The sequence below is a fragment of the Blochmannia endosymbiont of Camponotus sp. genome (genome assembly GCF_023586085.1).
Taxonomy (GTDB): Bacteria; Pseudomonadota; Gammaproteobacteria; order Enterobacterales; family Enterobacteriaceae; genus Blochmanniella.
In genome coordinates this window covers 654601-670650 of record NZ_CP097757.1, presented here as the reverse complement: position 1 = coordinate 670650, position 16050 = coordinate 654601, and the positions used below count along the sequence as shown (strand labels likewise).

The window sequence follows — 16050 nt, the reverse complement described above, 5'->3', positions numbered from 1 at the left end:
AACTGTTTCGGTATCTGTTGTATTAGAAGATTTGTCAAATGTTATTTATCACTGATAAATTGAGATAATAATGTATTGGGTGAATGGGATTTCAAAAAAAACAGTATCATTGAATAATCGTGCTTTACATTTTGGAGATGGATTTTTTACGACTGCTAGATTACGAAATGGGGAGATAGAGTTTTTAGATTTGCACATGAATCGATTAATTTTTTCGGCAAAAAGGTTAATGTTTAATAATTTCAATTATGATCTTTTATACAAAGAAATATTACAAGCAGCTTCCTTTAGTAGCGCACATAATGTCATCAAAGTAATAATTAGTAGAAGCAATGGTCATAGACTACATGGATATAAATGCAAAGACGATATTGAACCATTACGTATAATTTATATCGGTCGGTTACCGAAATATTACATACGATGGGTTAATGTTGGGATTAGCATGAAAACAAGTGTTATGCGATTGGCGCGGAACACTTGTTTAGCAGGAATCAAGCATCTTAATAGATTAGAACAAGTTATGATTTCTATGTGGATAAGTAAAAATAAGAAAATCGATGAAGCATTAGTTTTAGATACCGATGGAAATGTTGTAGAATGTTGTAGTTCTAACATTTTTTGGCGGTATGAATATCAAGTGTTTACTCCCTCTATACATTATGCTGGTGTTAATGGAATTATGCGTCAGATAGTATTTAAATTACTACCAGAATTAGGATACTGTATACGGACAGTGACAGTTGGTTCTGAGCATTTAAAAAATGCAAATGAAGTGTTTATTACAAATGCTTTATTGCCATTAGCATCAGTTAACTCAATTGATGATTATTTTTATTCAGATAAGACATTATTTCATTTGTTGTATTCTTGTCTTACAAATAATAAGATTCAATAGTATTTATTATTTTTTAGAAAATTATATGCATAAAATGTTTTATGATTTTCATCAAAAATAAAACTGTCTTTAATAAGCTGATTAAAAAATAATGATTTAACTTTCTTTATTAGAATTGTTGTTACAGATATGTTTGTGATAATCTTAGAAATGGTATTTGCTCATATACTGTATAAATGTTATTTACTATTAATTTCTGCTTATACGAATTAAGTTTTATTATTTTTAATTTATGTGGATATATAAAATATTTATAGTTATAGGAAATATAAAGGTTATGTGTTTTTGAGATTTATTACAATAGCACATAAATTTTTATAACTTTAACGAATAATAATTAAATTATGATGTTAATAACATTAGTAATTTTTGTATAAGGTATGACGTGGGTAATAAATTTATTACGATTGAAGGATTGGATGGAGCCGGAAAAACTACCATTGTTTATCGCATAATTAAATATCTAAATCAATGTGGTATTGTAAATATTGTAACTACTCGTGAACCAGGGGGCACGCCAGTTGCAGATTTATTGGGTGTATTAATTAAATATAGTGGACTTATAAACGAACCTATGGATAGCATATCAGAGTTATTGATGATTTATACTGCACGATTTCAATTAATAAAAAATGTTATTAAACCAGCTTTATCTAGAGGCTATTGGGTAATTGGAGATAGATATGATTTGTCTTCTCAGGCATATCAAGGAGGCGGTAGGGGAGTTGATATGCTGTTATTACATGCTTTATCTGATAAAGTTACAAGTATCTTATATCCAGATTTAACATTTTATCTTGATATCTCTCCAGAATTAAGTGCATCTCGAATAAAGAATAGAATAATATTAGATTGTTTTGAACAAGAACCTTTAAGTTTTTTTGCTCGTGTGCGTTCTTGTTATAAAAAATTAGCCTCTGAAAAAAAGAACATTGTTATGATTGATGCTTCTCAAAGTTTAGAAAAAGTTTCTGCTATTATTTACAGATATTTAGATTGGTGGATATGCTCCAGGAGCAAGTTATAATGAAGTGGTATCCCTGGTTGAATATTATTCATAGTAAAATATTGAATTCTTATCGAAAAAATAGAGGACATCATGCGTTACTTTTAAATGCTAAATGGGATAACGGGGAAGATGCTTTAATTTATGCTATTGTGCGATGGTTAAGTTGCTCTCATCCTCGAGAAACTCGACACTGTAATATTTGCTATAATTGCAAGTTAATGAATATAGGGCACTATCCTGACTATTATCCAATAAATCCGGACAATAATACCCAAACTATAGGCGTTGATATTATACGTGCTTGTATTAATGCTATACACCATCACTCTTATCGAAGTCAAGTAAAAATTATATTTATAAAATATGTAGAACATTTAACCGATCAATCTATTAATGTATTGCTTAAAACACTCGATGAACCTCCAATAAATACTTATTTTTTTTTTCAAACTCGAGATTATATGAAAATACCATTAACATTTTTGAGTCGATGTATGAAATGGTCAATTACTCCTCCAAAGGAGTCACTTGGATTACAGTGGTTAAAACAACAACAAGAAGGAAGAGTGGATGACAAATCGGCACAATGTGCATTACGTTTGTGTAACGGCGCTCCTATAGAAGCGGAAGCTATGTTTAAATTAGGGATGTGGAAACAACGATTAGAATTATGCAAATCCATATATTGTACTATTATAAATAAAGATTTTTTAAAACTTGTACCATTTTTAAATACCTGTCGGAAAAATACATATTTGTATTGGTTTATTACTATACTTGTAGATGCATTAAAATGGAAGCAGGGGATAAATAAAAGATTTATAATAAATTTAGATCAAATAGAATTAATTACTATTATTGCAGATTACCGGAATGTTTCGTCTTTAAGCCTTCAATTACAACAATGGTTATCATTGTTGTGTTATTTTCAGAAATTTACTAGTGTTGATCGTGAATTATTATTGACTTATCGATTATTAAATTGGAAACAAGATATTGTTGAATCTTGTTTCCATGTATGGAGTATATGACATTATGTTTTTGGTAGATTCTCATTGTCATTTAAATCAATTAAATTATCAAAATATTCACAAGGATGTTTCAGATGTATTGAATAAAGCTAAAAAAAGAGGAGTACAGCTAGTTTTATCAGTTAGTGTCTCTATGTCAGATTATAATAGCATGGTTGAGTTAATTGGATATAGAAATGACGTTGTATTTTCTTGTGGAGTACATCCTGTGTATGTACATTATTCTGATAATTTTGATAGAGAAAGATTAGATATTTTATCTTCTAGAAGAAATGTAGTAGCAATAGGTGAAACTGGATTGGATTATTATCATAAATTAAAATTAGATAACAGGAAAAAGCAAAAAGAAGCATTTCGGGAACATATTCGTGTTGCGAGAGCAGCACAGAAACCAGTTATTGTACATAGTCGTGCTTCTTGTAAGGATACTATCGCTATTTTACGCTCAGAATCAGCAGAAGAGTGTGGCGGCGTGTTACATTGTTTTAATGAAAACATAGACACTGCAAGATTGTTATTAAATCTTAATTTTTATATATCTTTTTCTGGTATGGTAACATTTAGAAAATCTTACATGATTAAAGAAGTAATCAAATACGTACCTTCTGATCGTATATTGTTAGAAACTGATTCTCCTTATCTTACTCCTATTCCCTATAGAGGGCAAGAGAATCAGCCGGCTTATATACATGAAATTGCTAATCATATAGCGTTTGTAAAGAATATTACTATGGATGAATTAGCTTTTATTACCACAGTTAATTTTCGTACTTTGTTTCACTTGTGACATAAGAATAATATAAATTATTAAATGGATATTATAGATAGATTATCAGTATCGTATTGTTATACATATTCAATATAGTAGTTATACTATATTGAATATGTTTTGATTAATACCGTCGTAATTAATTTATTATATAGTTGTAAATATAACGCAGTATTTAGTAACCTGAAGATAGATATAGTATTTATATTTTTTACTATATTAAAGCTAAGATATTTAGCTAATGTGATAAAAAATTATTGTAATATTTATATACTTTTTAAGTAATAGGATAAATTATGAAAAAAGACAATATTTTTACAAATATTATTACAAAGAAAATAAAAGTTGATCTTCTATATCAAGATGAATTAGTGACTGCATTTTATGATCTAAATCCTCAAGCACCTGTTCATGTATTAATTGTGCCTAATATATTGATTCCTACTGTTAATCATGTCACAACTAATGATGAAATAATATTAGGTAGATTATTTGTAGTAGCAGCAAAAATTGCTAAGCGAAAGAATATACATGCTTCAGGTTATCGTTTAATAGTTAATTGTAACCATCATTCTGGTCAAGAAATTTATCATCTTCATATGCATTTATTGGGAGGAAAACCTCTAGGTCCTTTGTTACAGCAAGAGTAATCAGATAATATGTTTATTATAGTTTAATTATAAATTAATTTTTAAATTCGTATTTCTTGTAATAATAATTTAATTTTTATTTTATATAAGAATTAAAATATATATTTATTGATGTGTAGAGGACAATATGATAGCGCGTTTGGTGAAAATTTTTATTTTTAGATAAGAATTATTATGAAAAATAATAATAAATTTATTATCAATAATAATACATATTTCATTTATGAAAAAAAGATGATATGTTTAGTGATTGGGATAATTTCTGTGCATTGTATTGGTTTATGTAGTGACGATAGCACGTTTACGCTAAATACGAGGCCTGCATTATCAGTACCATCTAAAATTGATTTAATTTATTGGAAACCAATTTTATTAAATATTCTGCAAAATGCATTTTTTTTTGATAATATCGAACGCGGTAGCGTATTATTAGTAAATGTAATAAAGAATAACACCAACGGTATTTTTCAAACTAATAATGTCACAAACATGTTAATTAAATGTATTGTAGAGAATACTAAAAAATATAATGTTATTGATATAGGAACATTATATTCTGTATATAGAGAATTGGGTGTGTTTCCAGAAGATAATAGAAACTCTTATAATTTTTCTATAAGAATTGCAAATTATTTGCAAGCGAATTATGTTCTATATGGTATTGCTTATGGAAGCTCAGAAAAACCAAATTTAGAATTACAATTAATATCTGTTAAGACTGGTGAGATTTTGAGAGTTGTTAGTGGTTCTGCGTAAGATATGAATGGATTGTAATAGTATTACAAGTGATGACTTAAAGATTATTCAAATTTTGAAGACGCGATTTTATGAAAAGATTCAATTATTAAATATACACACTGACTATATTTGTTGTATAGTCAGTGTGTATATTTAATAATTGAATCTAGTAGATATATAAGAATTTAAAAATTATATTATTTGATATGTTTATGAGGTAGTACAGCAGATTTTGACGTATCGACCGGCCGTATTGTTCATTGCTTTACGTTATATTTTTGGAAAATCGATAGATCAGTTTAGCCGAAATATTTATTGGATTTCTAGAATTGCCATTATGTTAGGTGTGATGGCCATGATAACTGTATTGTCAGTTATGAATGGTTGTGAGCGTGATATAAAACAAAGTCTTCTTAATTTTATCCCTCATGTATTGCTTACTACTGACAAAGGGTATGTGCACGTTGAGGATAAACCAAAATTAGTGTTACGTCAATTACAACATAAAATAATATGTATGCAGCCGTTGGTGACATCCAATGTCATATTACAAAGTCCTAGAAAAGCATCATTTGGAGTCATGTTGGGGATTAATCCGAATCATTTTGAGCCATTATATCTGTATTTGCTCAATAAACATATAAATCGGTTAAGTTCAGGAAAATATTATATAATTATTGGGTCAGCTTTAGCAAAACTACTTGAAGTAAGTATAAATGATCAAATTCGTGTAATTGTCCCTTCTGTTAGACAGATCACTCCCATCGGCTATGTTCCTAGTCAACGATTATTTACAGTATTAGATATTTATATTACTACTAGTGAAGTTGATTCTTATCAAGTATTAATACACCAATCTGATGCTTCTACATTAATGCGTTATCCATCGCAATGTGTTACTGGGTGGCGATTGTGGTTACATGAACCATTTTTAGTAAATAGTTATAGTGATTCGCAATTATATAAGGATTGGGTGTGGAAGGATTGGAGAGAGTGTAAAGGGTCTTTATTTCAAGCGATGAAAATAGAAAAAAATATAATGTCCTTGTTATTAGTTTTAATCATAATAGCAGCAAGTTTTAATGTTATTTCTTTTTTAGTGTTATTGATATTAGATAAACAGATAGAAATTGCAGTACTGCAAACATATGGTTTTACTCGCCGACAGATTGTGCTGCTTTTTATGATCCAAGGATTTGGAAATGGTATTTTAGGTATTATATTTGGTACAGGATTAGGATTATTGTTGTCTAATAGATTAAATGAAATATTATTGTTTTTTAAAATATTGCCAGATACTGTACAATTACCCGTAGAGATAAAATATTATCAAATTTTAGGTATTATATTCATGACGTTTGTTATAGTCTTGTTAGCTACGTTGTATCCATCATGGCGTGCAGCTTCTGTGCATCCTGCAAAAATTTTACGTCATGGCTGATATTCCATTGTTACATTGCACTCAATTAACTAAATATTATCGTCGTGCTAACTTTTTAATTAAAGTATTGAATTGTATTACTTTAAGTATACAACCTAATGAGGTGATTGCTATTGTGGGGATATCTGGATCTGGTAAAAGTACACTGTTACATTTACTTGGGGGATTAGACAAACCAACTGCAGGTGAGATATTTTTTGAAGGGTACGCATTACATAAATTATCTGATAATGCGCTCGCTATGATACGTAATAAACGCTTAGGTTTTATTTATCAATTTCATCATTTGTTATTAGATTTTGATATTTTAGAAAATGTAGCGATGCCATTGTTGATTGGAGGTATTGGATTTAGTCAAGCAAAAAGTAAAGCACGATGTATATTAAAATTAGTTGGTTTAGAAAATCGTATTCATTTTTTTCCAAATGAATTGTCTGGAGGAGAAAGTCAGAGAGTGGCTATAGCACGAGCTATAATAAATAATCCAGCTTTAGTGCTGGCTGATGAACCAACTGGCAATTTAGATGAAAAAAATTCGAGTAATATTTTTCAATTGCTAAAAACATTAAATACTCATTACGGAACAACTTTTTTAATTGCAACTCACGATTTAGATTTGGCTAAGAAATGTCATAGAATATTAACGATATCTGATGGTCAAATAATATCGACATAGGATAATTCGTTTAGGTAGTTGTTTAAAAATGATATTATCTCTACAAATTGCTTTAAAATTTCATTTAGGTTCGAATAATAATGTTCTAATATCCTTAGTATCTTTAATTTCTATCATTAGCATTACTATAGGAGTAGCAATATCTATAATTGCATTGAGCACAATTAATGGATTTAAATATGAATTAAGTCATCGTATTTTGGCGATTGTTCCACATGTAGAAATTGAACCAGTCAATACGTCATTTATTGATTGGTCGACGGTTTCGAAGCGTATTCGTCAAATTCCAGAAATTATTTGTATAAATCCTTATATTAATTTTTCTGGAGTTATTGAATTTAATAATAAATGGCACGTGGTTTATGTTAGAAGTATAAATTTAACAAAAAATGTAGATGAAAATACCTTATCCTATTTTATAGAGAAAGATTTTTCTTGGAAATATTTTTGTGAAAATACGGAACAGATTATTTTAGGGAAAGGAATATCGGATACACTAGGAATTAAGGTAGGTGATTGGATCACTATTTTAATTGCTCATAATTTTCGTATGGATAACAAATTATTATCATCTAAAAAAGTTCGTTTACAAGTAGCCGGCATATTAAATTTGAATAGTCAATTGGATTACAATATCGCTATCATGTCTTTATTGGATGCGCAGCATTTATATCATAAAACATCGGATATTACAGGTATAGCTATTAAAATTAATGATATTTTTTCTGCTAATAGAATAGTATGTAAAATTGAAAAAATACTTAACCATCAGGTTTATGTAAGAAGCTGGATGGATACTTATGGGTACATTTATAGAGATATTCAAATGGTTCGTGTAATTGTATATTTATCAATGATATTAATAATGAGTATATCCTGTTTTAATGTAATTGCTACGCTTATTTTGTCAATAAAAGATAAAAATTACGATATTGCACTAATTTATGCATTAGGAGGTCAAAATATTTTAATTCGACGTATATTTTTTTGGTATGGATTGATTATTTATATTATTTCTGGTGTTGTAGGTACTGGATTAGGTGTTTTTACTTCTTTTAAGTTAACAAGTTTGATTGCAATTTGTAACGATTTGATTGGAAATAAGATTTTATCAAAAGGAATCTATTTTATTAATTTTTTACCTGTTAAAATAAATGGGTGGGATATATTATCGGTTTTAGGCATAACATTATTACTCGGGGTAGTTACTAGTTGGTATACGGTTTTAAAAACAAAAAAAGTTGATTTATACAAAATGTTAAAATGAGAAATTACAATTGTGATCTTTTTTATAGAGCACAAAATTTATAATAATCTGTTTAATAATATAGTTGAGCTATAAATAAAACATGAATGTCCATTATAGATAATAGAATGTATGTTGTTAATATTGATAATTTGACAACCTTAATATTTATATTATATTGCATTGAATAATATTTCATATTCATATTCATAATTACGTGAATAATTTTTTATAAAAAATTATTTTATGGAATGAAAATTACGACATTTAGTCTAATGTCGTAGACCATATTTTGTAAATTTAATTAAATGTGTAGTTACCAATATTAATATTTATTTTTATTTTATTACATCTATCTGCTATAGAATAAATATAATAGTTGTATTAGATAAACGGTAAAATGATCGATTTTATCTTCGGCGGGACATGTTAATATAAGTGAAAATGACGGAATATTGATCTATCAAATTGATAATATAACATAATTATGTTATATTATCAATTTCTTTTGCCATTTCTGCTGCTAAACCTATATAATCAGTTGGAGTTATTTTTTGTAAGCGTATTTTTTCTGTTGTTGGTAATGGCAATGATTCGATAAAAATTTTTATTTTTTCAGGATTAATATCTGTATTGCCGATAAATTTTTTTGTATCTTCATAAGATTTATGAATATTATGTCGTCTCATAACTGTTTGAATAGCTTCGCTTAATATTATCCAATGTTTATTTAATTCACTTAATACGTATTCTTTATTAACTATCAATGTTTTTATACCTTTTAGTACGCTATGGTAGGCGATTAAAGCATATCCTATAGCCACTCCTAAGCTTCTTAAGACGGTAGAATCGCTTAAATCGCGTTGCCAACGTGATATTGGTAACTTGGCAGAAAAATGATTAAATATGGCATTTGCTAATCCTAGGTTTCCTTCAGAATTTTCGAAATCTATAGGATTTACTTTGTGTGGCATAGTAGAAGATCCAATTGAAATTTCGTTATTGCGTTGTTTGAAATAGTTGAGTGAAATATAACCCCATATATCTCTATTAAAATTTATTAAGATTGTATTGAATCGTGTAATACAGTCGGATAATTCAGCAATATAGTCATGTGGCTCTATTTGTGTTGTATACGGGTTATATTCAATTCCTAAAGATGTAACAAATTCTTTGCTGAATTTACGCCAATTTATTTCTGGGTATGCTACTGTATGAGCATTGTAATTTCCTACGGCGCCATTCATTTTACCTAAAATTTTTATTGATTTTAATTGATTAAATTGACGTATTAGTCGATATGCAATATTAGCCATTTCTTTTCCAATAGTAGAAGGAGTAGCAGGTTGTCCATGAGTTCTAGACAATAAAGGAATATCTTTATAATTAATGCTCATTTTTTTGATCTCATTAATAATTTGTTTCCAAATAGGTAATAAAACAGTTTTTCTAGCATTAGAAAGCATTAATCCATACGCAAGATTGTTAATATCATCTGAAGTGCAAGCAAAATGAATAAATTCACTTATTTTTTTTAAATTGGGTAATATACTTATTTTTTCTTTTAAAAAATACTCTATTGCTTTGATATCATGTTTAATAATTTGTTCTATTTCTTTAATACGTTCTGCATCTTTGATATTAAAATCAATCACTAATTTATTTAAAAACTCATGTTCGGTTTGTGTAAAGGGAGATATTTCTTTAATAGCTATTGTGTGAGCTAGTTTTTGTAACCAACAGATTTCGATTTGCACTCGAAATTTTAATAAACTGAACTCACTAAAAATACCACGCAAGGAATCAGTTTGTTTATAGTAACGACCATCGATAGGTGATACTACAGTTAAGGGTGACAATTTTATCACTTTTTTTCCTATTAAAATGAAATTAATGAAAGGCTTATAATTTGTATTATTTTTAAAAGTTGAATTCTTTATAAAAAAGAACATGCATATTTTATAGATCTTTTACATATATATTTATATGAAAAACTGTATTTTTATAATTATGAGTGATTATGTGAATAATATCATTAATATTAAAAATGTATCAAATAATTATAAAAAAATTGTAATTGATTATAGTCATAAGGATCGATTGTCAATAAATTTATATGAGTGGAGCTGTTAATGTTCGTGTTTAAATAATTTTATTTTTAGATAAACATTAGAAATATCTACAATATTTATGCATTTATAATGAAATTAAGTATGAAATATGATAATTATTTAGTTTTTTATAATTGTGGTAGAATTAAATATGTTTATTGATATGAAATTAAGATTTTTAATTGGTATTGTTTGTGTTTATTCAGGAGTAATAATTTTTAGATCTTAAGTAGTTATAAGGGATAGCTTTTTCAATAATTCCTCCGCCTAAACAATTTTCGTGTGAGTAAAACACTGCTGATTGCCCTGGTGTAATTGCCGATATTGGATTTTTTAAAATAACTTTGAGATTGTTGTTAAAAATTGGATATATATAGCATTGGACATCTGGATGTCTGTATCTAGTTTTTACTGTACAATGTAACGGTGATTTAAGCATATTTCTTTTTATCCATTGCACTTGTTTAGCGATGAACTCAGCAGACATAAGAAGCGGATGATGGTGTTCTTGTGCTGCGATTAACGTATTATTTTTTATATCTTTGTCTATTACGTACCATGGTTTCCCATTTCCTCGTTTGATTCCACCTATATTTAATCCTTTTCTTTGTCCCAAGGTATAAAATGATACTCCTTGATGTGTGCCAATTTTATCTCCATTTACATTAATTATCATTCCTGGTTGTATTGGTATGTAATTACTAATAAAATTTATAAATTTTCGTTTGCCAATGAAACAAATACCAGTGGAGTTTTTTTTATTTGCTGTAATTAAGTTTAATTCCTGAGCGATACTTCTAACTTGTGACTTATTTAATATTCCTATGGGAAACAAACATTGTTTAAGTTTTGTGTGACTAAGTGTATACAGAAAATAACTTTGATCTTTATTTTTGTCTAAACCACGCATTAGACAAGTTCCTTGATTAGTATCAATACGGCGTACGTAATGTCCAGTTGCAATAAAATCTGCGTCTAAATCTTTGAGCGCAAATTCTAAAAAACATTTGAATTTAATTTCTTTATTACAGAGTATATCAGGATTAGGAGTGCGGCCAATTCTGTATTCTTGCAAAAACACTTGAAATACATTTTCCCAATATTCTTTAGAAAAATTTACAGTGTGTAAGTATATACCCAAGTGATTACAGACAGAATGAGCATCTGATAAATCAGATGCTGATGCGCAATTTTCATTGCTGTCATCATCTTCCCAATTTTTCATAAATAATCCTTCTACTTCATATCCTTGTTGTAATAATATCCACGCGGATACGGAAGAATCAACCCCTCCAGACATGCCAACGATCACTTTTTTTTTACGATGGGTATGTAACATAATATTTATGATTAGATAAAATCTAAATTATTTGTATATGCACGATTTAATATTAAAGAAAATATATTATTTTAGTCATTTTATTATAAAAGCTAAATGGATAGTATTATAAATTTTGTTGCATAGCAAATTTTATATTTACAAAAACGTGACGATATAAATATATATATTAGTAACAATATATTAAATAATTTATACTATTTATGATTTAAATATTTAAAGATATATTTTTTAGAAAAAGTATTTTTATTTATATGCAATATGAATATCGTAATATTTATTTATATTTTATTACGATAACAACAGTGTTATTTAAGATATATTATCAGATAATTTATTTATTTTGCTAGCTCAAGTTGAGTACTATTATTTTATTAGTTATACAGATAAAGTACGATAGATTTATGTAACTTTTAAACACAATTAGTCGTTAAAAATATATGTAATGATTAGGGATCAGCGTAAATAATTTTATTTTTATTCAGGCGGGTGCTGTGTTGGTTAATTTTTTATATGTTTGTTATATCTTTATATTTATAGTATATAGATTATTTAATATATTTTATTTCATAAATATAGAGTATTATAATGTGAGTTGTATTTATGTATTAAAATAAAAATAGCATAATGGTAAGAATATTATTTTTTGAAGATGAATTATATTCTACACCTATTGATAAGGTTTATTATTTATTAAGGTAGCATGATATATTTTTTATAACTAAAAATAATATAAAGATATTTCCCAGTAATTTAAAATTTTTATGAAAAAAGTAGATAATTTACAAGGATTTATCCAGGTCAGAGCAGCACATCGCCGTGAGCTTATTGATGATTATATTGAGTTGATTTCAGACTTAATTCAAGAATGTGGAGAAGCGCGTCAGGTAGATTTAGCTTTACGATTGGGAGTAACACAACCAACAGTAGCAAAAATGCTAAAGAAATTGATTGCTTATTCATTAATTGAACATAAACGTTACCGTAGAGTATTGTTAACAGAACAAGGAAGACGATTAGCTGATGAAAATCATATACGACATGAAATTGTAAGAACGTTTCTAATGGATTTGGGTATTAATAAAAAAACTGCTCAAAGAGATTCAGAAGGTATTGAACATCATGTCAGTAATGAGACATTATTAGCATTTAGGCAGTTTTCTAAACGATTTAATAAATAATTAAATATGTATGTATTCATTAAGTTATTCGTCGTGTAATGTGTGTTGTTAAAATTTATCAAAATATGTGAGAATCATGTAGTATTTACATTTGTTTTTTAACATATCTAACTTATAGATGTACTATCTCCGTAACAAATGAGATGTTTTCTGCTGATATATAATAAAGCAATATTTTACTAATTTTATTGTAGATAATGAGTCATTGTTTAATTTGATAATATGTATTTTTTATATATTTTGTTTAAATGTATTTTGGTATTATAGGCAACTGATTTTTAAAACATAAAACAGTGTTTTGTTTCGTAATATTATGTATATATAATATATATATTTGATTGTAAAAATCATAAAATTATGAAGATATATATAATATGTTTAATTATTATTTTGCTGCTGACAACTTGTGTACAACAAAATAATAAAGAAAATAATATACGTACATCATCTACTAATTTAAGATGCAAAGAGATTGATTCCTCAAAACAAGTTATATCGTCAATATATAATGATTGTATTCATCGTTGTGCTATTAATTATGGAGTAGATGCGTCTTTAGTAAAAGCTATTATTCAAGTGGAATCTAATTATGATCCTACTGTGATTAGTAAATCTAATGCGGTGGGATTAATGCAGCTCAAAGCAGATACTGCAGGAAGAGATGCTTATCGTTTAAAAGGATGGAAGGGAGAACCTAGTGTTCATGAATTAAAAAATGCTGTTGTTAATATTGATCTTGGTACTGCTTATTTATCTATATTGCAAAAACAATTAGAAGGTATTATTAATTCAAGAACTAGACGTTACGCTGTTATTGTTGCTTACGTAAATGGTTTAAGTGCGTTGTTAAAAACATTTGCTATAGATCGTAGTTATGCCATTGAAAAAATAAATAAGCTTACTCCAGATCAGTTTTACCAATACATACAATCCCATCATCCATCCGTTCAGGCACAACGTTATTTATCTAAAGTTAACTCTATTTATATTAATCAGGATTAATCATAGATTTAATTTATAATTAATGCTTTATTTTTTATAAATTAATTTTTTCTAAATTTAGGTATATATCGATATATTTTTGCTACAATCATTATATTTGTATTAAATAATAAAAAGAAATTTAAATGATGCTTGATTGTTAGGAACTATATTAGTTTATAAAGCCATGGGATAAAATAATATTATAAATATAACAATGATCTATTATATTATTTAATTAAAAAAATTGTTATGAATATAAAAAAACTATATGTAAGTTAGATAAATAAGATTATTGGTCTCTCGGTAGAGATTTTAAAATTGTAGTATGTATATTGAGTTTATTGTGGTTTAATTATATTAAATATAAAGATTGTGATTTCGCGATATATATTTCATGATTAGTTAATTTCAATTAAATATTTGAAACATTATTTTTTATAAAAAATAATATTGTTTGTAATAATGATTATTAATTATATATTGATATTTTTAAATTTTAATAAAAAGGGAGGACTAGCTGTAATTTGATTAATTTTTTATGATATGTATAAATAGGAATTTTATTAAATAGTCGTTTAATTAGAGGAAATGTATATAAGCAGACTTACAAAGTCTTAGACTAACACTAGTAAGTATTAGTATACAACGGTTTTAACGTTAAATTTAGTTATTAAAATACATTATGGGTTCTATATTTTATGGTATTAGATCAACTAATTAGTAACTTAGAATTAAGTCTTTATAAATTAATCTATATCTGTGATTATACTATGCCATTTCAGTACATTGTATAGTACAGCCATTGCAATCTAATCCTGGTTCTGAATTAAAAGTACAAACATTACATGAGTTTATTTCTTTGCAACAATATAATTTTATATGGTCTTTTCTGGTATATAAATAAAAAAAGCCAATACTGAATAGGATTGTGATTATTGCTGTCATAGTCATCATATATTTTATATGAGTTTTTATATTTAGTAAAGCGGAAAATGGTAAGTTATTGTTTTTATCTATAGTTTTATGTATAGTAGAAGATAAGCATGGGGCTTCTTCATTTATTTTTTCTATAGTTAATTGGCTGTTTAGTTTTAATCCTCGTTTAGGTACAGTTATAACAGATGAAGGATCTAATCCAAAAGAGGTTAGAGTTTTTCGTATTAAACTAATTTGTTGGTTTAAGTTTCCGTTAGATGGCTCAAGTCCATAAGCTCTCCATACTATTGAAAATAAATGATCCCGAGTGACTGGAGTGTTGGAATCAATATTTCGTTGTCTAATAAGTTCTTCTAATACTCTTCCCGCAGAATTAGATAACTTTACTGATGTGTTAGAGTCAGTTAATGATGTTAAAATATATTCTGCAGTATCAAATATTATAGTTGATTGAACGACATATTTCATTTAGTTACTTCATATGAAGTGTATATGGATTAAGCAACGTTTATGTCAGCTGTTTATATATAATCTAAAATAATAGCATTTTTTATTCTTTAATCAATATATATAAAGATTACAAAACAGTATTTTTATTATTAAAATTTATTATTAACATTATGTTAATAATAAGATTATATCTTTTAACATTTTCATAATCTATTTTCAAATAATATAATAATATGCTATAAAAGTCCAGTACATTAGTACATGTATATTACTTAATAATAATATACATATGATATTATTGTGTATCGATACATATCGACGATATAAAAGTTATTTAATTAATTCTGATATTAAATTAAACAATATGTATGCATTAAAATTTTTAGTCAATTGTAATATAGCGAGTATTTAGGTTTTATTTATCTTAGGATAGTATTTTAATTTACATGGTTATATGCGTGCATAATGATTATTTTCAAGTATTATGATAGTTGAAGTAATTTAAAAATAGTATGCTTGTATGATGAGAGATATGTGTTCGAATTAATATAGTTTTGTATTATTGATTTACCTAGTGTTTTACCGAATAAT

14 protein-coding genes are annotated in these 16050 nt (G+C 26.9%); 11 read left to right on the top strand and 3 right to left on the bottom strand.

Annotation, left to right across the window (positions count from 1 at the left end):
* The first annotated feature begins 70 nt into the window (after nt 1–70).
* From pabC to M9400_RS02795, 9 genes are all read left to right on the top strand, one after another.
* Nucleotides 71–898: an aminodeoxychorismate lyase gene (gene pabC, locus M9400_RS02835; protein WP_250232340.1), complete on the top strand. Its 828-nt coding sequence runs from the start codon at nt 71–73 to the stop codon at nt 896–898.
* A gap of 385 nt (nt 899–1283) precedes the next feature.
* The gene (gene tmk, locus M9400_RS02830) at nt 1284–1925 is read left to right on the top strand and encodes a dTMP kinase (RefSeq protein ID WP_250232339.1); all 642 of its coding nucleotides are present in this window, start codon (nt 1284–1286) and stop codon (nt 1923–1925) included.
* Nucleotides 1925–2938, top strand: coding sequence for a DNA polymerase III subunit delta' C-terminal domain-containing protein (locus M9400_RS02825; protein WP_250232338.1), 1014 nt, complete (start codon nt 1925–1927; stop codon nt 2936–2938). Before tmk ends, M9400_RS02825 begins: the two co-directional genes overlap by 1 nt.
* 4 nt (nt 2939–2942) lie before the next feature.
* Nucleotides 2943–3725, top strand: coding sequence for a YchF/TatD family DNA exonuclease (locus M9400_RS02820; protein ID WP_250232712.1), 783 nt, complete (start codon nt 2943–2945; stop codon nt 3723–3725).
* A 278-nt stretch (nt 3726–4003) separates the two neighbouring features.
* Entirely contained in the window at nt 4004–4357 is a 354-nt protein-coding gene (locus M9400_RS02815; protein ID WP_250232337.1) for an HIT domain-containing protein, read from the top strand.
* Nucleotides 4358–4531: 174 nt separating this feature from the next.
* The gene (locus M9400_RS02810) at nt 4532–5113 is read left to right on the top strand and encodes a penicillin-binding protein activator LpoB (protein ID WP_250232336.1); all 582 of its coding nucleotides are present in this window, start codon (nt 4532–4534) and stop codon (nt 5111–5113) included.
* A gap of 214 nt (nt 5114–5327) precedes the next feature.
* The gene (gene lolC, locus M9400_RS02805; protein ID WP_250232335.1) at nt 5328–6536 is read left to right on the top strand and encodes a lipoprotein-releasing ABC transporter permease subunit LolC; all 1209 of its coding nucleotides are present in this window, start codon (nt 5328–5330) and stop codon (nt 6534–6536) included.
* Nucleotides 6529–7212, top strand: a complete 684-nt coding sequence (gene lolD / locus M9400_RS02800; protein ID WP_250232334.1) for a lipoprotein-releasing ABC transporter ATP-binding protein LolD — start codon at nt 6529–6531, stop codon at nt 7210–7212. Before lolC ends, lolD begins: the two co-directional genes overlap by 8 nt.
* Nucleotides 7213–7240: 28 nt before the next feature.
* Nucleotides 7241–8479 carry an FtsX-like permease family protein gene (locus M9400_RS02795; RefSeq protein ID WP_250232333.1) on the top strand — a complete coding sequence of 413 codons (1239 nt, stop codon included), beginning with the start codon at nt 7241–7243 and terminating at the stop codon, nt 8477–8479.
* A gap of 464 nt (nt 8480–8943) precedes the next feature.
* On the opposite strand, the gene purB is transcribed toward M9400_RS02795, so the two are convergent.
* Together purB and mnmA are read right to left on the bottom strand one after the other, a co-directional pair.
* Nucleotides 8944–10323, bottom strand: a complete 1380-nt coding sequence (gene purB, locus M9400_RS02790) for an adenylosuccinate lyase (RefSeq protein WP_250232711.1) — start codon at nt 10321–10323, stop codon at nt 8944–8946.
* Between the two features lie 448 nt (nt 10324–10771).
* On the bottom strand, nt 10772–11908 hold the full coding sequence (gene mnmA / locus M9400_RS02785; protein WP_250232332.1) for a tRNA 2-thiouridine(34) synthase MnmA: 1137 nt from the start codon (nt 11906–11908) through the stop codon (nt 10772–10774).
* A gap of 764 nt (nt 11909–12672) precedes the next feature.
* On the opposite strand from mnmA, the gene mntR reads away from it, so the two are divergent.
* Nucleotides 12673–13089, top strand: coding sequence for a manganese-binding transcriptional regulator MntR (gene mntR, locus M9400_RS02780; protein ID WP_250232331.1), 417 nt, complete (start codon nt 12673–12675; stop codon nt 13087–13089).
* Nucleotides 13090–13446: 357 nt separating this feature from the next.
* Complete coding sequence (locus tag M9400_RS02775; protein ID WP_250232330.1) at nt 13447–14091, top strand: transglycosylase SLT domain-containing protein; 645 nt, start codon at nt 13447–13449, stop codon at nt 14089–14091.
* A 750-nt stretch (nt 14092–14841) separates the two neighbouring features.
* Here the strand turns inward: M9400_RS02775 and M9400_RS02770 are convergent.
* Complete coding sequence (locus M9400_RS02770) at nt 14842–15477, bottom strand: winged helix-turn-helix domain-containing protein (RefSeq protein WP_250232329.1); 636 nt, start codon at nt 15475–15477, stop codon at nt 14842–14844.
* Nucleotides 15478–16050 lie beyond the last annotated feature (573 nt).

Coding starts and splice junctions, on each gene's coding strand:
- pabC (WP_250232340.1), top strand. CDS start 71: ATGTATTGGGTGAATGGGATTTCAAAAAAAACAGTATCATTGAATAAT.
- M9400_RS02825 (WP_250232338.1), top strand. CDS start 1,925: ATGAAGTGGTATCCCTGGTTGAATATTATTCATAGTAAAATATTGAAT.
- M9400_RS02820 (WP_250232712.1), top strand. CDS start 2,943: ATGTTTTTGGTAGATTCTCATTGTCATTTAAATCAATTAAATTATCAA.
- M9400_RS02815 (WP_250232337.1), top strand. CDS start 4,004: ATGAAAAAAGACAATATTTTTACAAATATTATTACAAAGAAAATAAAA.
- M9400_RS02810 (WP_250232336.1), top strand. CDS start 4,532: ATGAAAAATAATAATAAATTTATTATCAATAATAATACATATTTCATT.
- lolD (WP_250232334.1), top strand. CDS start 6,529: ATGGCTGATATTCCATTGTTACATTGCACTCAATTAACTAAATATTAT.
- M9400_RS02795 (WP_250232333.1), top strand. CDS start 7,241: ATGATATTATCTCTACAAATTGCTTTAAAATTTCATTTAGGTTCGAAT.
- mnmA (WP_250232332.1), bottom strand. CDS start 11,908: ATGTTACATACCCATCGTAAAAAAAAAGTGATCGTTGGCATGTCTGGA.
- mntR (WP_250232331.1), top strand. CDS start 12,673: ATGAAAAAAGTAGATAATTTACAAGGATTTATCCAGGTCAGAGCAGCA.
- M9400_RS02775 (WP_250232330.1), top strand. CDS start 13,447: ATGAAGATATATATAATATGTTTAATTATTATTTTGCTGCTGACAACT.
- M9400_RS02770 (WP_250232329.1), bottom strand. CDS start 15,477: ATGAAATATGTCGTTCAATCAACTATAATATTTGATACTGCAGAATAT.